A 17,857-nucleotide genomic window follows, 5' to 3' on the forward strand; every position below is an offset into this window, starting at 1 on the left:
GGACCGCGCGATCACGGTGTGGAGTAGCCGATCAGCGCGCCGATCCCGGCCCCGATCGGCACCGTCACCAGGGCGCCGACGCCGCCCAGGAAGAACCCGATGACCGCGCCGATTCCGGCGCCGATGAGCGCGCCGACGACCGCGTTGTGCTGCTTGCGCGCCTGGGTCTCGGCCTCGTCGATGTGCTGGGCCACCTGCGCCGCAGCGGAGTCCGCGGTCAGTGTCAGCGTGCGGCCGGCCGGGTCGATGCGCGGTGTCAGGCCGACGGTGCCGCCCGCGACCCGCACGGCCAGCGGTACCGTCACGACCTCGCGGCCCGCGACATCGGTGAGCGTGACCGCCCGGCCGTCCGGGGCGAGCGTGAATCTGCCTGCGGTGACGGTGGTGCTCACCCCGGTGTGGTCGGCCGTGGGCGCGGACACGTAGGCGATGCCGTGGTCGACACCGCTGATACCCGCCTCGGCCGCCGGTGCGGGCGCCGCCCCGACGACCCCCGCGGTGACGCCGGTGGCCCCGATCGCGAGCAGGGCGGTAGCAGCGATTCGCTTGGCTCTCATTGCCTTCCCCTAATTCCCTCGGCTCGGTAACAGCCGAAATTCCCCGGGCCGGATCTCGGCCGCTCCCATTGTCCCGCGAAAACCCTGCGCAGCGGTCCGTTCCCGGAATCTCGTGGTCACGTCACGACAAAGCCCAGGTATCGTTGCTTTTCGGATCGAAGGCATCAGTGGACACCCATCGCTCGGCCGCACGCTAGGAGCCACCACATGGTCACGATCATCGGCGGCGGTATCGCCGGCACCGTTCTCGCCGGAGCGCTGGCGCGGCACGGTCACCCGGCCACCGTGTACGAGCGGCAGGCGCACCCGCGCAACGGGCAGTTCCTCGTCCTCGACGGGCGCGCGCACGCCGCGCTGCACAGCCTCGGCGTGCCGATGGACCGGCTGCACAACGTGTCTCACCCGCTCACCGCGATCCGCATCGCCTACACGGACAACGAGCGCACCCGGCCCAGCGACGGCCACCGCCTGTATTTCCGCGACGACCTCATGGGTGTGCTGAGCGATTTCGCCGGGACCGCGGGTGCGCAGCGGCACGACGGCATCACGATCACCGACCTCGATCCTGCCACCGGCACCGTGGTCAACCGTGCCGCGGCCGTTGCGGCCGATGACCTGATCATCGGCGCCGACGGCGCCGACTCGCTCGTCCGCGCCCGCCTCGAACCCGCCCGGTCGGCTGAATACGCCGGGCAGACGGTTGTCTACGGCACCACGCGCGTCGCGGTGCGGCCCGGCAGCGCGCCCTCGGTCCTGCACTTCCAGGGCCGGGTGGGCACCGGCACACTTCCCACGAGCACCTTCGGTCACTTCTGGAACGACGAAGTGGCCGTGTGGTTCTGCCGCATCACCCAGCCCGAACTCTCGCCCGAGGACCTCGGGACCCACCCGGCGCCGGACTGGACCGAGGCCGTCCGGCAGTCCGCCCCGGCCATCGCACCCCTCGTCGACACCATGCTCACCGAGACCGACACCGTCCGGGTCATCAACGCCCGCAACGTGCCGCTCGCCACCGCCGCACCGCCCCGCTCCCCCGTCATCCTCTGCGGCGACGCCGACCATGCCCTCACCCCCGCCGCCGGCGTAGGCGCCCGCGACGCCATCGAGGACGCGGCGGCCCTCGCGACCGCCCTCACCACCGGCGCGGACCCGGCCGCGGCAATGGCGGAACGCCGGCGTCAACTGGTCGAGGAACGAGACCGCATCGCACGGCTGTACGAGCGACCCCGGAAGTAGCGCAGGCGCGCAAACCACACCCACCGCCGTCCCACACCGCCACACCCGCCCCGAGAACCCCCAGGTAGAGCCCCGATTTGGGCCCCCGACAACCCATACGCTAAAGTTTCTCCTCGGCCCGCCCAACACAACGAGCCACCACAGTCCCCTATAGCTCAATTGGCAGAGCAGCCGACTGTTAATCGGCAGGTTTCTGGTTCGAGTCCAGATGGGGGAGCATAAATTGCCAGGTCAAGCGCTGATAGCCAAAAGCCCGGTCCGGTCGGACTGGGCTTTCACCAAAAGTACGCCAAGTATTCAGCGCCGGGGCTTCGTCAGCTGGTCATTCCCAGCCCAATCCAAGTTCCAGCGACGAATCCTATGCCTGCTCGGGCAACACGATGTAGTGCCGCTCGGTGACACTCTCGCGCGAATGCCCCAGTTGCTTGGCGACCGTCTTTCGAATCCCGATGCTTCGGCGATCAGCGTGGCGACAGCCTTCCGGGACGTGTACTGGGTGAATCGTTGTGAAGCTCGCGGCGCAATGAGGGTCTCGACGAGGCCCCCAAACTGAGTGCTTCTCACTGGTCGAGTCGCACATGATCAAGTGGGCTCGCGAAGTGTGGGCGACAGCATGGTCCGTTGCGTCCGGACTCCCCACCGGTGTGCGTGTTGCAGTAGCGCCGGATCGTCGGTAACTAGGATTCCGTCTGCGTACGCGGCCCACTCGCGCAGCACATGCCACGTTTCGGCCTCACTGAGGCGGGACAGCGGGTCGTCGGGATGTCCGCCGAACACTGCCCGTCGCCGCAGTTGCACCTGCTGAATTTCGTCTGGATCGGAGATTTCCAGCGGCTCGCCGAGCCAGCCTTGCGACACGATCGAAGCGATGGCCGTGCTCGCGCCGTGCGTCCGGCCGGCCTCGAAAGCGGTCGCGGCCGTCCATCGACCGCGACCGTGCAACAACGACCGCAGGGTGTCCAGGCGACCTGACATCGCATAACTGCGCACCACCGTGACGTCCGGAAACAGGTAGGCGCTCACGAAATTTGGTACTCCCCCGGATCTGATTCCAGCGCTGCCCGCAGTCCTGCCTCATCTAGTCCCGCCAAGGTGGCGTAGGGCCGCAACGTAGCTACTCCCCGCTCATAGGCAGTGTAAGTGTCCCGGACCAGCAAACCCGGCGGGCGGGCTGTGCGCGCGGCGATGACCTGCCTGCTGTAATCCGCGCTGCGTCCAGCGATGGCCGCGGCTTTTGCCGCGCTCAGGCGGCGATACTCGTCGCAGAGTCCGGCATCTATGAGCCGCAAATCGAGCATTCGATAGGCCAGCGCAGCGGGGGAAACCACGAGATCACAGACGAGCTCCGCGAACGTCGCCGTCCCGAAGCCGTCGGCTTCCACTGCCCCGCGCAGAGTCGCCTCCGGCATAAGGAACGCCGCAGCGAAGGCGTTCGCCCGCTGCTCGGTGGGGTCCCGCCGCTGCTCGGGTCCGAAGATGTTCTCGTCGAGATGGATTCCTTGATCGTCACCGGCGAGGAGGTGACCGAGTTCGTGGGCGAGAGTGAACCGTTGCCGGGCCGGCACCGCGACGGTGGTCAGCACGATCAGCTTCACATCGTCCGCCGAAATCGCCAGCCCGTCGAACTCTTGGTCCGAACTGATGTCGGCGATGCAGATATCGGCCCCGAACGCTGACTCGACGGCGTCCAGCAATTCGGGGCCCCAAAGGGGGGTGGCGTCGGCCGACAGCCGGGCCGCGGCCGCCGCCGCCAGTCGCTGACCCTGTGCTCGATATGTCCCGTCCACCAGGTCGAGCGAGAGCGGTTGCCACGGTTGCGGAAACCCGAGCGCGGCCATGTCGGAACGCATGGCACCGTATTGCCTGGCGATGCGCAAGATGTCCGTCGCGTTGCCGCTCGAGGTGCGCGCGGCGACGGCCAGCTGTGGTTCAGTACCAGTCACAAACCAATCGACGGTACGGCCAGACAGTTCGGCGATGCGCGCAAGATCTACCGAGGAGAAGCGCCGGATGCCTTTGAGCGACTTGGAAAGCTTGGACTCGTCGAGACCGATGCGCGCCCCGAAGTCGCGCTGACTCAGGCCGGATGCCTGGATAACGTCGCGCACTCGGTCTGCGATGCTGGTCACGAAGCGTAGCTTACGGCACTTGCGAAAATCGCAAACTACGCGCATGATTGCTACCCGAGACGGTCGAAGCCGGTGTCGTTACGGCAGCGCCGTCGCCGTTGCACCATCGAGAATTCTCAGCGTGCATGTGTAGTGGGGAAGGTCCAGACATGACAATCGCATCCGACGAGCGCCCGGCCGCCGAGCAGGCGCGGTCGGCCGGTGTGCCGGCCGTGCCGGAGCCCGGCCAGCTTGTCAACGTGCGCGGTTCGCGATGGGTTGTCGCGGACGTTCGTGTACAAGGGCTACCGCGCAGCCCGGCGGACGAAGGCACGCCGGGGCTAACCCACGTGGTCACGTTGCAATCTTTCGAGGAAGACCGGCTCGGTGAAGAGTTGGCCGTGGTGTGGGAGCTCGAGGTCGGACACACACGGGAGCCGGATCAGGGATTGCCCCCGACGATCGGCGCGGAGAATTTCGATGATCCGAACACCCTCGCCGCCTTTGTCGACGCTGTGCGCTGGGGCGCGGTCACCTCGGCCGACCCGAACGCTTATCAGGCGCCGTTCCGTAGCGGCGCGAATATCGAGGCCTACCAGCTCGAGCCGTTACGTCGCGCGCTGCAATCGGCCCGGACGAATCTCCTTCTCGCCGATGATGTCGGCCTCGGCAAGACGATCGAGGCCGGGCTTGTCATACAAGAGCTACTGCTGCGCCACCGCGCCCGATCCGTGATCATCGTCTGCCCTCCGAGCCTGGCGCTGAAGTGGCAGGACGAGATGCGGGAGAAGTTCGGCCTCGAATTCGTGATCGTCAACCGTGAACTGATGGCTCAGGTGCGTCGCACCCATGGGTTGGATGCCAACCCCTTTCGCCTTTTTCCGCGGGTGATCGTGAGCATGGCTTGGCTGCCGACGTTGCGGGCCCAGCGACTGCTGCGCCACATCTACGCCGACGCCAAGAACAGCTCGACAGCCCGGCGATTCGTGTTCGACATCCTCGTCGTCGACGAAGCCCACCACGTCGCGCCGTCGAGCCCCATTTCCCCGTCGGGACGGCGTGGCTATGCAATCGATAGTCAGCGCACCCTCGCAACCCGTGAGCTCGCGGCACGTTGCGAACATCGCCTGTTCCTCAGTGCGACACCGCACAACGGCTATACCGAGTCGTTCACGGCCCTGCTCGAAATGATCGACGGCCGCCGGTTCAGCCGGGGCGCAATCCTGGACGAGCAGGCGCTGCGTGAGGTCGCGGTGCGGCGGCTCAAGACCGAGATCACCGGTATGGGATTCAAGCCGCGGAAGCTGCGCACGCTGTCGTTCACCCCGGCCGAGGATGAGCAGGAGAAGTTCGCATTGCTGGACCGGTTGCTCACCGAGAGTGCACGCAAGAACCGGAAGGCCCGTTCCGGCGACATCGTCGCCATGCTGCTGAAGAAACGATTCCTTTCCAGCCCATGGTCTTTCGCGCGCACTCTGGAGCTCTACGACGCAGCCGCGGCGACCGGTCGCTTGCCGGATATTGATGACGACGACAGCGAGTATTACCAAGAGGTGCTCGGCAGCAGTCAATCCGACGAGGAAGAGGGGGAGCAAGACCAGCCGGAATTCACCACGCTTCGGCGCAGCAAGGGCTCCGATCCGCTGCTGGCCGCAACCCCCGCGGAGATCTCCGAGCTGGTCACTTGGGGATACAGCTACCAGCACCGGGCTGACTCCCGCCTCGAGACACTGGTCGGGTTCCTCGACAGCATCTGCCGGCCTGCCGGGCCCACGAGCTGGTCGAACGAGCGGGTCGTGGTGTTCACCGAGTACGCCTCGACTCTCGAGTGGATCGCTGAGGTTCTTCGCCAGCGCGGCTACAAAGATCGCCTCGCCATCATCCAGGGTTCGACGCCGACGGAAGATCGAGAGTTGATCCGAGCGCGCTTCACCCGCGCCCCCAGGAACGAACCCGATGATGTACGAGTGCTTTTGGCGACAGACTCGGCCGGCGAAGGCATTGACCTGCAGTCCCACTGCCATCGCCTGGTCAACTACGACGTGCCGTTCAATCCGTCCCGGCTCGAACAGCGAATCGGCCGCATCGACCGCTACGGCCAGCGGGAGGCGCCGCAGATCTTCCACTTCGCCCCTGACTCGGCCTCGGCCACGTACGCCGCGGATCTGGATTTCATGCGCCGGATCGCCGAGAAGGTCGGGCAGGTCGCGGTGGATCTGAGCTCGGTGAACCCGGTGATCGACGCGGAGATACAGGAGCATTTCAGCCCGACCGGCATCAATCGCCGCAAGCAGCGACCGTCGACCGAAGACAGCGGCGCGGCAATCATCACCGGCGCGCTGGCCAGCGGCCGTGAACTCAACCGTCAGCTGACCGAGCTGGCCGAAGGCTACACAGAGCAAAAAGCCGGAATGCACCTTACCCCGGCCAATGCCCGCCGCGTTGTCGACACCGCGCTGGCGCTCACCGCTCAACCGCCGTTGATCGAATACGGGGATCAGGACACCGCGGCCGAGGTGTTTCAGGTCCCCGACCTCGGTACTGCGTGGCAGCCCGCGCTGCGCGGCCTGGACACTCGACTCGAGCCTGGCGTGCTGCGCCCGATCACCTTCGACGAGGAGGCGGCGCGCGGCCGGGCCGACCTGGTGCACATCCATCTCGGTCACGCCCTGATGCAGCGGTCGGCCCGCATCCTGCGCAGCACCCTATTCAGCGCGGATTCCGCGATCCACCGGGTGACCGCGGTGGTGGTCGAGGACCTGCCGGAATCCTGCGTGGCCGCCGTGTCGCGGCTGGCTCTGGTAGGCCGCGGGGGCGTGCGGCTGCACGAGGAGGTGTTCCTCACCGGCATCCGCATCCGCGGCCAAGCGATGGCCGAGGAGAAGGTGGAGCGACTCCTCGACAACACGCTCGACGCCGAACAATTAACCCTCGCCGACGCCGATGTGCGGTCCACCTTGGCCCGCCTATGGAATGCCGACAACTCGCGGCTGCGAACTCGTTTGCTGGCCGCGATGGAGCGCCGCGCCGAATCCAAACAGCGCATCGTCGAGACGACGCTCGAGCGACGGCGCGACACCGACATCTCGCGCGCACGAGAGATTTTCGGCGCGTTCCGCCTCAATCTCGAACGATCCCGGCAGCTGCTGGCCGACGAGATCGCCGGCCAGGAGGAGATGCTGTTCCCCGACGACATGCAGCGTCAGCGCCGCCGCGACCTGCGCGCCATGGAAGACCGCCTGGCCAATTTGTCCGATGAGGAACGCCGCGAGGTCGATTCGATCGCCGAACGCTATACCGACATCAAACCGCACGTGTCCGCCGCCGCCGTGGTGTTCGCGTTGACACCCGCCGACGCGCGTCCTGGAGTTCTGAAATGACCTCGCCGAAACCCCGCCCGAAATCGAGCGCCGATCTGCACCGCGCCTGGCTGGAACTGGTCGATGCCGACGGACCGTTCTTGTCGGTGCCCGCACTGAAAAGACTATGGCCACAAGGCATGCCGCAGCTGGGCTGCGATCAGCTCGCGATGCTCCGGGATGCCAAGCCCGTATTCGAGAAGGCCTGGGAAGAATGGGACAGCGACCGCGAGAGCGTCGGCGCCCTAGAACGTTACCGGGCGGCGCGCGACGAATGGGTCGATCTCATTCTGCGTGACGTCGCCGGGTGGGGTGCGAAACTTACTGCGCCGCAAGGACATCTGGCGGAGGTAGCGGCCCACTCGCCGGATCGTTCCGTGACGGTCCGCCCGACCGCGGCGCTGGCGCATGGCGACCTCGTGGGGGCACTGGTGCTCGTCGTCGACCCGGTCGATTCCCTGCGCGACGGGCTCGGCGACGGCTGGGCGGCCGCGCCGATCGACCGGATGGAGGAGTTGCTGCGCACCGCCGCGGTGCCGGTGGGCATCGTGACCGACGGGCGCTGGTGGGCACTGGTCAGCGCGCGGGAAGAGACGATGGTCGCCTCCGGCATCGTGGACGCGCAGACCTGGATCGAAGAGCCGATCACCCGCAACGCGTTCTTCGAGTTGCTCAACCGACGCGGCCTCATCGGCGGGCGGGCCGAAGACCGGCTCACCGAGATCTTCGCCGCGTCGGTTGCCGCCGCCGAGGAGATCACCGAAACCCTCGGCATTCAGGTCAAGCGTGCGGTGGAGCTGCTGGTGCAGGCCATGTCCGAAGGGGCCGCCGGCAGCATCGAGCACGGCGAACCGAACCCGCTGCCCGCCGATCGCGGCCAAGTGTACGAGGCGGCGGTGACGGTGATGATGCGGGTAGTGTTCCTGCTGTTCGCCGAGGAACGCGGACTGCTGCCCCAGAGCGAGCTGTTCACCCAGGGCTACGGCATCAGCGACCGGTTCGACGTGCTGGATCGCCGGGCTCACGAAGAGAACAAAGAAGCTTTGGACGCGACCTTCCACACCTGGCACCGGCTACTGGCCACCTCCCGCGCCCTGTATCTGGGCGCGTCTTTCGAAGACCTGCGGCTGCCCTCCTACGGCGGCTCACTCTTCGACCCGGACCGGTTCCCGTTCCTCACCGCCCGCACGGCCCATGACACCCTCGCGGTGACCATCAGCGACCGGGTGATGCTCGAGGTGCTGCGGGCCGTCCAGTTCGCCCAGCTCAAAGGCGAACCGGCGCGGCGCATCTCCTTCCGCGACATCGACGTCGAGCAGATCGGCTACATCTACGAAGACCTCCTCGGCTACACCACCAAAGAGGTCGACGTGGTCACCGTCGGGTTGATCGGCAGCAACGGCGAGGAACCGGAGATCCCTCTGGGACTGCTGGAATCGCTGGCAGACCCGAACCCGGACAAATTCGCCGCCGCAATCCTCGATTGGGTGAAGAAGGACCAGCCCGCCGCCAAACCGCCCTCGAAAGCGGCCCTGGTGAAGGCCATTCGAGCAGCTGACATGGTAAAGGACACCGAGCGAGCGTTGCGCGCCGTGACCACCGACGCGCCGCTGCGCGACCGGCTGCGCCCGTTCATCGGCATCATCCGCCGCGATCTGCGCGACCGGCCGCTCGTCGTCCTGCCCGGCGGTGTGCTGGTGGTCGAGACCCCTTCCCGCGCGAACTCCGGCGCCCACTACACGCCCCGCGACCTCGCCGAGGAAGTCGTCCGGTACGCGCTGGAGCCGCTGGTCTATTCGCCTGGCCCGCACGATACCGCCGACGCCGACGGCTGGCGGCTGGTGTCCTCGGAGCAGATCCTCGACCTCAAGGTCGCCGACATCGCCTGTGGTTCCGGCGCTTTCCTCGTCGCCGCCGCCCGCTATCTCGCGGCCCGGCTCACGGAAGCCTGGCAGCGGCAGGGCGAGGCCGTCGGCAATGCGCACGGCCTGTACATCCGAGCCGTCCGCGATGTGGTCGCCTCGTGCCTGTACGGCGCCGATATCAACGGCATGGCCGTGGAGATGTGCAAATTGTCGCTGTGGCTGGTATCGCTGGACCCGAAACTGCCGTTCTCCTTCGTGGATGACAAAGTACTGCACGGCAATTCACTGCTTGGCCTCACCGACCTCGACCAGCTGCGGCATCAGCACATCTACCCCGACCCGCAGCAGCTGATGACCTCCGATATCGATGTAGATGCTGTTATCAACAAGGCGATCCGGTTGCGCCGAGCTCTCGCCAGTCCGATCAGCGATGCCGATCCGCAGCGGTTGGCAACCACTAAACGGCGGCAGTGGCGCGAATTTGGTGAAATCACCGAGCAGCTGCGCCGTATCGCCGACGGGGTCGTGGCAGCCGGGCTGCCGCTGGGTGGTAAGCCCGGCCGTGCGTTAACCGAGGCGTACGAGAACCTGCGCATCGCCGTCGGCATGGCGTACCCGGCCGATGGCAGCGCGCCAGATTCGGCGATGCTGGACCGGATCATCGAACGCGGCCTCACGCCCACTGTGCCCACCGACTACGAGCGTTGGGAGCCGTTGCACTGGGTGCTAACCGTTCCGGACGTGCTGGAGCGGGGTGGGTTCGATGCGGTTATCGGCAACCCGCCATTTCTCGGTGGCCAGAAGCTCACAGGCACTTTGGGTACCGACGTACGAGACTGGTTAGTCCAGGTGTTAGCTGCCAGACAGAGGGGCAAAGCTGATCTCGTCGCCTACTTCTTCCTACGCGCCATGTCACTACTCACTCCCCACGGCAATCTCGGGCTGATTGCGACAAACACCGTTGCGCAGGGAGACACCCGGGAAGTCGGCCTCGATCGCATGGTGACGAATGGGCTTACCATTACCCGAGCCGTCCAGAGTAGGACATGGCCAGCTGCCAGTGCGAACCTGGAGTATGCAGCGGTGTGGGGCACTCGGAATCATGTGGCGGACGGGGTGCCACGGAATGCAGATGGTATTCGGGTGCGGCGGATATCGTCGCTTCTTGAGTCTGTCGGACGCGTGGACGGATTGCCTGTTCGATTAACTGAGAACTTAGGCGTATCGTTTATTGGATGCTACGCGTTAGGTATGGGATTTTTCCTTGAACCCAAGGAAGCTTTGGAATGGCTGGAAGCCGATCCGAAAAACGCCGAGGTGTTGTTCCCGTACATGAACGGCGAAGATCTTAATTCCCGACCTGACACGTCACCTTCCCGGTGGGTAATTGATTTCTACGACCGCACTGAGGAGGAAGCATCATTGTATCGGCTGCCTTTTCAGCGGATTTCGGAAACGGTAAAATATGAACGACAAAAGAACAACCGCAAAGCAGTCCGGCTCCGCTGGTGGCAACATGCCGAGAAGCGCCCTGCGATGCGCAGAGCCATATCTAAACTAGATGAAGTGTTGGCGATCGCCCGAATCAGCAAGGCGGTGATGCCTGTGCGCGTAAAAAATAACCGGATTCTTAATGAGATGACCGTCATATTCGCCACAGATTCCTATGCCGACCAAGCGCTGCTGTCTTCCGCTGTGCATCAAGTGTGGTCGATCACCTACAGCTCGACTCTAGAGACGAGGGTCAACTATGCACCGTCCGATGTATTCGCAACCTTTCCGCGTCCAGAAGCCAGCGTCGACCTTTATAATCAGGGCCGAATTCTCGATGCCGAGCGCCGCGAGATCATGCTCCGTCGCGAACTCGGCGTGACCAAGCTCTACAACCTGATCAACGACCCGAAAGTCTCCGATTCTGCCGACCCGGATATCGCCCGCCTCCGTCGGATCCACGTCGACCTCGATGAGGCAGTCTTGTCCGCCTACGGCTGGGACGATGTCCCCTTGGACCACGGCTTCCACACTTACCGTCAGATGCAGCGCTGGACGGTGAGCCCCAGCGCCCGCGTGGAGATCCTGGACCGACTCCTGGAGGAGAACCACCGCCGCGCCGCTCTGCAAGGTAAGGCGCCGGCGGCGCCCGACACCGAGGAGGACGACCAGTGACCACCACCGAGCCCGGTCGCTCCACGACACCCGCCGACGCCCCGGCCGCCAATTCGTCCCGCTGGGACGGCTCGGCGTACCGCCTGAAGCACCCACCGGACGGCCGATCGTGGACCGCCCGGGAAGACCTGGTCGACATTCTGCACCGCGAACTCCTCGGCCCTGCCCACGGCGAGCACGAAATCCTCGACACCACACCTGATTCCGCATATCTGATCGGCCGCATCGCCCCGTACAAGCTGACCGCGGGCCGCGCCGCCCCCACGAACGCCGACACCGGCGAACCGGACACCGATGTGGGTGACGACCTCGACGCGCAGGAAGTGCAGGGCGTTCCGGTGCCTCCGGTCGACGAGACCACGACAGGCTCCGACGAGGACACGGTAGAGGACCAGCCACAGAAGCGCGGCCTGGTGATCCCGTCGTCGATGGGGTTGCGCTGCCAGATCCCCGCCGATCTGGAGCAGTTCACGGTGACCGCGTCGTGGGCGATCTACCGGCCGTTCACAGACGCCCCGGAGGGCGAGAGCACCGGGCATCCGCGGTTCCAGCGAATCCCGTTCGAGTTCGCCACCCCGATCAGGGTGGCCGATCTCGAGCAAGGCGCCACTACCGAAGTGTCGCTGCGGGATTCGGTGGTGCTGCGCATCGATCGTTACGACGATGACCGCAACGATCGCCGAGTCATCGAGATCGCGCTGTGCAACAACCGGGAGACGCCCCGCAAGATCCCCACCGACGCCTGGCTCTACCAGACCGAGATTCTCGTGACCGCGGACGGAGCCGAGGTGTTCCTGCCGGTGCAGGACCCGCTGCTCGAGGACCGGTTCGACCGCGGCGAGGACAACCGCCTGTACCTGCAATACCGCAACCGGCTCGAGTTCGCGATCGGGCGCACCTGCTCGGTCGATTGGAAGGTCGCCGCGGGCGCGCGCCGCGCGAGTGCGGTGTACACGACGTGGCTGCCGGTCACCGAAACGCCACACACCGTGCCAGGCGAGGTCGAAGCGCTGCTCGATATGCGTTTGCTCGCCGAAGCCGATGTCGACGAGCTGCGCGCCGGGCTGGAACCGATCGTCACCGGTTACGCGGCCTGGCTCGATGATGAACTCGCCCGCGCCGAAGGGCGCGGAGAAGAACCCGCGCTGCCGCCGCACCTGCTGGCCGAGGCGCAGGATGCCATCACCGAGGCCCGCCGGGTGCACGAGCAGCTGGCCGCCGGGCTCAAGCATCTGCTCAGCGACGAACACGCGCTGCGCTGCTTCCGGTTCATGAACGAGGTGATGGCGCAGCAGCGCATCCACAGCCAGATCGCGCAATTGCGCACCGAGAAGCCATTTCTCGATATCGACGCCGCCCGCAACGAGGTGCTGTCGCAAGGCGCACGCGCGCATTCCTGGCGCACCTTCCAGCTCGCCTTCGTTCTCATGCAGCTGCCGATGCTCACCGATCCCGCCGCACCACGCCGCTCCAGCGACCTGGCCAAGGCGCAGCTGCTGTTCTTCCCGACCGGCGGCGGCAAAACTGAGGCCTACCTAGGCCTGGCGGCCTATACCTTCGCCATCCGCCGACTGCAAGGCGTGCTGAACACGCCCGACGGCGCGCTGGACGGCAATTCCGGCATCGCGGTCCTGATGCGTTACACGCTGCGGCTGCTCACCGCCCAGCAGTTCCAGCGCGCCACCGCGTTGATGTGCGCGGCCGAGATGGTGCGCCGCGCGGACCCCGACACGTGGGGCGCGGAGCCGTTCCGGATCGGGCTGTGGGTGGGCACCGATGTCAGCCCGAAACGGGTCGACGAAGCCGAAGAGCAGTTGAAGAAGGCCAGCGAGGGGCGCGGCCACCGGATGACGGTGCTGCAGATCCAGCGGTGCCCCTGGTGCGGCAACAGCATCGACGGACATCGCGGCGACGTAGAAGTCGACATGAGCGCCCGCCGGGTCCGCGTGTTCTGCAGCGACGACCTGGCCGAATGCCCGTTCTCCCGCGGCGGCTCGGCCGTCGAGGGGCTGCCGGTGCTCACTGTCGACGAGGAGATCTACCGGCTCGCGCCCACCTTCCTCATCGCCACCGTCGACAAGTTCGCGCGTCTGGCCCGCGAAGGCGAGGCGGCAGCGCTGTTCGGCTACGTCTCCACGCGATGCGAACGCCACGGGTACGTGCACCCCGATTACGCCCATTGCAAGGTGAAGGTCGGCGAGAAGCACAATGCGAGCAAGGAGAAAAACCTGCCAGCGGCGGCCGTGCGGTCGACCGGGCGCTTGCGGCCGCCGGACCTGATCATCCAAGACGAGTTGCACCTCATCACCGGCGCGCTGGGCACGACAGTCGGGTTGTTCGAGTCCGCGATCGATGTACTGTGCTCATGGCGCACCCCGGACGGGCGTAAGGCGCAACCGCTGATCGTGGCCTCCACCGCCACCGCCCGTAACTCCGCCGAACAGGTGAAGCGACTGTACGGCCGCGGAGTCACCATTTTCCCACCGCAAGTGCTCGATGCCGGCCGGACATTCTTCTCCCGCGAAATCGGGGTGCGCACCGAACGCGACGACCCCGACTCTTCCGATAAGCAGCCCGGTCGCCGCTACGTCGGGATCAGCACGACGGGCGTGCGGATCACCACCGCCCAGATCCGGATCTCCGAAATCCTGCTGGCCGCCGGACAACTGCTGCTCAACCGTTTGGGCACGGCAGCCGACCCCTACATGACCCTCGTCGGCTATTTCAGCGCCACCCGGGAACTCGCCGGCATGGTCCGCTACCTCGGCGACGACGTGCAGACCCTGCTGTCCAAAGGTCGCCCGTGGTCGCTGCTGCCGCGGCGCGACGGCACCATCGGCAGCCTCAATACCGAGGAACTGACCTCTCGACGGTCCGGCGCCGACATCACCGCCATCCTCGACAAGATGGCGGTGAACTTCGACCCGGCCTTCGACGCCACCGGCGCCAAACGCGGTGACAAACGACGGCCCACCGCCCCCTACGACGCGGTGCTGGCCACCTCGATGCTGCAGGTGGGCGTCGACGTCACGCGGCTCGGCCTGATGATGGTGGTCGGTCAGCCGAAGAACACCGCCGAATACATCCAGGCTTCCTCGCGAGTGGGCCGAGATCCTGCCCGGCCGGGGCTGGTGGTGTCGGTCGGCAACTGGGCGCGCCCCCGCGACCTCGCCCACTTCGAGCAGTTCAGGCACTATCACGAAACCTTTTACGCCCAAGTCGAGGCGCTGTCGGTGACGCCGTACTCGGTGACCGCGCTGGACCGCGGTCTCGACGGGGTGCTGGTAAGCGCAGCCCGCGTCCTGCAGGCAGGCAGCCGCGACGGCCTCTCCCCAGAAGCGCACGCAGGCCGCGTCGTCGACTGCAAGGCCTTCCTCGACGAACTTTTGGAACAGCTGGCCGCGAGAATGGCGCGAGCGAGCGACGAAGCAGCCGTCGAGCATGCCCGGTCGCGGCTACGCAACCGGGTCGATCACTGGTTCGATCGCCGCGCCGAGGCCGATAACCGAGGCCACCAACTGGCCTACGAGAAACTGCCGAACGACAAGTTCGAGCCGTTGATGATGAGCGCGGAAGACGCCGACCAACTGCGCGACAGCCGCACCGCCGCGCCGTTCGAAGTGGCCAACTCCATGCGCGAAGTGCAGCCGGAGATCAATCTGCTCGTCAGTCCCGATCCGGCGAAACTGCGCTACGACATTCCGCTCAGCGCGCCCCGCTGGGAGCTGCCCGAGGCGAAGGACAACGCATGACCACCCCCGCCGACACTCACCCGGCCGACAATTACATCTACGACGACAGCCAGACCGTCGACCCGCTCGGCGACATCGACATGCAGCACAAGAAGGGCGTCAAGAAGAACCGGGCGAAGGTCGGGTCGGCGCGACCGTCGTCGCTGCTGTACACCTACGGCCCCGGCTCAGTGCTGGACCTGCCGAACTTCACCATCATGCCGATGGGTCTGGACGAGTGGGACCTCATCTGGGAGCGCCGGGCCACCGCGCCGGTCATCCATGCACCCAGATTGAAGGATGCCGTCCGAGTGCTGCTGCGGTCGCGCGATGTCGAGCTGCGTCCGTTCCCCCGGCAGGCGAACACCACCTCCCGCAGCGACGAAGGTAAGGACCTCGGCGTACCGGCTCGGGTGTTCCCGCAGTGGCTGCGCTGCACCGGCTGCGACCTGCTGGCACCGCTGGACGAGTTCCAGTACAGCAACACCCATCCGTATCGGCCGGACCTCGCGGCGTTCGAACATGCTCCGTGTCCGGGGCGTCGAGGGGAGAAGGCGCGTTTCAAGTCTCGGCCGACAACGCCCGCACGCTATCTGCTGGCGTGCGCATTCGGCCATGTCGACGAATTCCCGTACCAGCAATGGGTGCATCGCGGACGCTCGTGCACCAAGGCCACCCATCCCACGTTGAAGATGTCGGACCGCACGACCGGTAAGGGTGGTGTCGCCACGATCACCTGTACGGCGTGCGAGAAGAAGCGGGCGATGAACGAGGCGCAGGGTGAGCTCGGCCGGGAGCGGTTGCCGAAATGCCGTGGCAGACATCCACATCTGGACGCCTTCGCGACCCAGGGCTGTGGGGCCGATCTCCACCTGATCCTGGTCGGCGCGTCGAACCTGTGGTTTCCGGTCAGCCAGTCGGTGATTGTCATGCCGGAATCGTCCGCCGAACACAATCAAGACCTGGCCGACCGAATCCGGCTCGCGCTGGGGGAGGAAAGGCTCGCCAAGTACCGCAATGCACCAGATATCTTGCGCGACTTCCTTCGTGATGATTTCGACCTGTCCGCTGTGGACGACGCCGATCTGCTGAAAATCGCCGCTGCTGCCGCGATGCCCCCAGCAGAGCCCACCGACGAGGACGCCAACGCCTGGGACCCCGTCGATCTGCTGGTGCCCGAATGGCAATACCTGCAACGTGATCCGCTCGGTGATGGTCACTCCGATCGTGCCAAGGACGAGGCGAGCGGTCTCACGCTTTCCACCCGGAACCGTGGACCGAACCTGCCTACCGTAATCAGCCGTATTCTCGCGGTGGAATCTCTGCGCAAGGTCAATGCTCTCGTCGGTTTCACGCGGATCGATGAGTTCGACCGGGTAAACGATGTCGTCGGGCGGATGGTGCGCCTGACCCGGAAACCGAAACCGCGCTGGACGGTCGCCACGGAGGATCGCGGCGAAGGCATTTTCATCCAGCTGGACGAGTCGGCGGTTGCCCCATGGGAATCCGCGATCGTTGATACCGAGCCGTGGATTCTGCACCGGGCAGCGCACGAACGCAACTACCGTAATCGGACGTCGGACACGGCAGACAACTACGATCCGCACAGGCGGTTTCGGCCGCCGCGGTACTGGCTGGTGCACAGCTTCGCCCATATCCTGATCCGGGAGCTGGCCATGACCTGCGGTTACAACGCTGCCAGCCTCAGCGAGCGACTCTATGCCTGGCCTGCCGAGAACGGCCGCCCGCCGGCCGCCGGCCTGCTGATCTGCACCACTGCGTCCGACAGCGACGGCACGCTCGGCGGACTGGTCGAGCAGAGCCGTCCCGACCTCTTCGAAGCGGTGGTGAATCGTGCGCTACGCAAGGCCCGCCGCTGCGCCTCGGATCCCATTTGCGCCAACCGCATTCCGCAGGATCCGGAGGAGTTCCTGCACGGCGCGGCCTGCCACTGCTGTCTCATGGCCTCCGAAACCTCCTGTGAACGCGCCAACCGGTTCCTCGACCGACGGTTTCTGATCGATCTACCCGGACACGATGGCTTTGGCTTCTTTTCGCACCCCAAGTGATGCTGCTCGCGCGCTCGGTGAATTGCTCACCGGAACTGAAGCCCACGCTGTCGCCGACCGGCTCGCCGACGGTGACACCGTCACCGTCGCCATGACCTGGGTAGCCGGTCAGCGCCGGACTCGGGTACGGGCGCTGCTCGACGCAGTGGGTGACCGACAGCAAGCAGTCATCGTCCTCCGTGCCATCGCCGGAGCGCGTGCCGCACACACCTCGGTCGAACCGCTCTGGACGCTGCCCGGCGCGCTCGCCGGAAGCGGCCGCCTTACCAGTCAGGTCACCCACCTGGTCGATGGCGCCCGGCAGTCGGTGGTCTGCTCCACGTTCAACTTCCAGCGCAGCTCGGGGCTGTGGACGGCGCTGCGCCGCGCGGCGCAGCGTCCAGGGGTCGCTGTGCGAGTGTACCTGGATACCCGGGCCGCAGACCAGCGGCCCGCAACGTGGTCGCCGACCACCGCACAGGTCGCCGACCACGTGAAGCCAGGAACAGTGCTGCGGACGAAAGTCTTCGACGGCGGCTACGTCCGCAATCACGCCAAGTTCCTCATCATCGATCACCGGTTCGTACTGGTCACCAGCGCGAACTTCTCTCGCAGCGCCGAACATGAGAACGTGGAATTTGGTCTGTACGTGGACAATTCGAATCTGGCAGAGGCAGTCGAGCGACAGCTTCACGAGATCGAAGACCTCGTCTACGAGCCGATCGGCGACGAGTGACGTGCGGTTAAGGAGAAGCGAATGGCCGTCCTGCGCATCGGCAAAGAGTTC

9 protein-coding genes and 1 tRNA gene are annotated in these 17,857 nt (G+C 65.9%); 7 read left to right on the forward strand and 3 right to left on the reverse strand.

Annotated features, from left to right (window positions below):
- Positions 1-11: 11 nt before the first annotated feature.
- Positions 12-557 (reverse strand): DUF8020 domain-containing protein, encoded by a 546-nt coding sequence (locus NWFMUON74_RS25940; protein ID WP_187684392.1) that lies wholly within the window; start codon positions 555-557, stop codon positions 12-14.
- A 207-nt stretch (positions 558-764) separates the two neighbouring features.
- Between NWFMUON74_RS25940 and NWFMUON74_RS25945 the strand changes: the two genes are divergently transcribed.
- Together NWFMUON74_RS25945 and NWFMUON74_RS25950 are read left to right on the forward strand one after the other, a co-directional pair.
- A complete protein-coding gene (locus NWFMUON74_RS25945; RefSeq protein ID WP_187684393.1) occupies positions 765-1,793 on the forward strand; it encodes an FAD-dependent oxidoreductase in 1,029 nt (342 codons plus the stop codon).
- A gap of 144 nt (positions 1,794-1,937) precedes the next feature.
- Positions 1,938-2,010, forward strand: a tRNA-Asn gene (locus tag NWFMUON74_RS25950).
- A 365-nt stretch (positions 2,011-2,375) separates the two neighbouring features.
- Here NWFMUON74_RS25950 and NWFMUON74_RS25955 read toward each other — a convergent pair.
- Positions 2,376-2,816, reverse strand: coding sequence for a hypothetical protein (locus tag NWFMUON74_RS25955; RefSeq protein WP_187684394.1), 441 nt, complete (start codon positions 2,814-2,816; stop codon positions 2,376-2,378).
- Positions 2,813-3,922 carry a helix-turn-helix domain-containing protein gene (locus tag NWFMUON74_RS25960; protein WP_197986914.1) on the reverse strand — a complete coding sequence of 370 codons (1,110 nt, stop codon included), beginning with the start codon at positions 3,920-3,922 and terminating at the stop codon, positions 2,813-2,815. Before NWFMUON74_RS25960 ends, NWFMUON74_RS25955 begins: the two co-directional genes overlap by 4 nt.
- Before the next feature lie 149 nt (positions 3,923-4,071).
- Here NWFMUON74_RS25960 and drmD point away from each other — a divergent pair, with 149 nt between their 5' ends.
- The 5 genes from drmD to drmC are packed head-to-tail and all read left to right on the forward strand — an operon-like array spanning position 4,072 to position 17,806.
- Positions 4,072-7,281, forward strand: coding sequence for a DISARM system SNF2-like helicase DrmD (gene drmD, locus NWFMUON74_RS25965; RefSeq protein ID WP_187684395.1), 3,210 nt, complete (start codon positions 4,072-4,074; stop codon positions 7,279-7,281).
- A complete protein-coding gene (locus NWFMUON74_RS25970; RefSeq protein ID WP_187684396.1) occupies positions 7,278-11,291 on the forward strand; it encodes an Eco57I restriction-modification methylase domain-containing protein in 4,014 nt (1,337 codons plus the stop codon). Before drmD ends, NWFMUON74_RS25970 begins: the two co-directional genes overlap by 4 nt.
- Positions 11,288-15,043: a DISARM system helicase DrmA gene (drmA, locus tag NWFMUON74_RS25975; protein WP_187684397.1), complete on the forward strand. Its 3,756-nt coding sequence runs from the start codon at positions 11,288-11,290 to the stop codon at positions 15,041-15,043. Before NWFMUON74_RS25970 ends, drmA begins: the two co-directional genes overlap by 4 nt.
- Positions 15,040-17,091 (forward strand): DUF1998 domain-containing protein, encoded by a 2,052-nt coding sequence (gene drmB / locus NWFMUON74_RS25980; RefSeq protein WP_187684398.1) that lies wholly within the window; start codon positions 15,040-15,042, stop codon positions 17,089-17,091. Before drmA ends, drmB begins: the two co-directional genes overlap by 4 nt.
- Entirely contained in the window at positions 17,060-17,806 is a 747-nt protein-coding gene (drmC, locus tag NWFMUON74_RS25985) for a DISARM system phospholipase D-like protein DrmC (RefSeq protein ID WP_187684399.1), read from the forward strand. The genes drmB and drmC overlap by 32 nt, the downstream gene beginning before the upstream one ends.
- The last annotated feature ends 51 nt before the right edge of the window (positions 17,807-17,857 follow it).

The organism is Nocardia wallacei (genome assembly GCF_014466955.1).
Lineage (GTDB): Bacteria > Actinomycetota > Actinomycetes > Mycobacteriales > Mycobacteriaceae > Nocardia > Nocardia wallacei.

What these genes read in the sequence shown, in the direction of transcription:
- NWFMUON74_RS25940 (WP_187684392.1), bottom strand. Translation starts at nt 557, where the DNA reads ATGAGAGCCAAGCGAATCGCTGCTACCGCCCTGCTCGCGATCGGGGCC.
- drmC (WP_187684399.1), top strand. Translation starts at nt 17,060, where the DNA reads ATGGCTTTGGCTTCTTTTCGCACCCCAAGTGATGCTGCTCGCGCGCTC.
- NWFMUON74_RS25945 (WP_187684393.1), top strand. Translation starts at nt 765, where the DNA reads ATGGTCACGATCATCGGCGGCGGTATCGCCGGCACCGTTCTCGCCGGA.
- drmD (WP_187684395.1), top strand. Translation starts at nt 4,072, where the DNA reads ATGACAATCGCATCCGACGAGCGCCCGGCCGCCGAGCAGGCGCGGTCG.
- NWFMUON74_RS25970 (WP_187684396.1), top strand. Translation starts at nt 7,278, where the DNA reads ATGACCTCGCCGAAACCCCGCCCGAAATCGAGCGCCGATCTGCACCGC.
- drmB (WP_187684398.1), top strand. Translation starts at nt 15,040, where the DNA reads ATGACCACCCCCGCCGACACTCACCCGGCCGACAATTACATCTACGAC.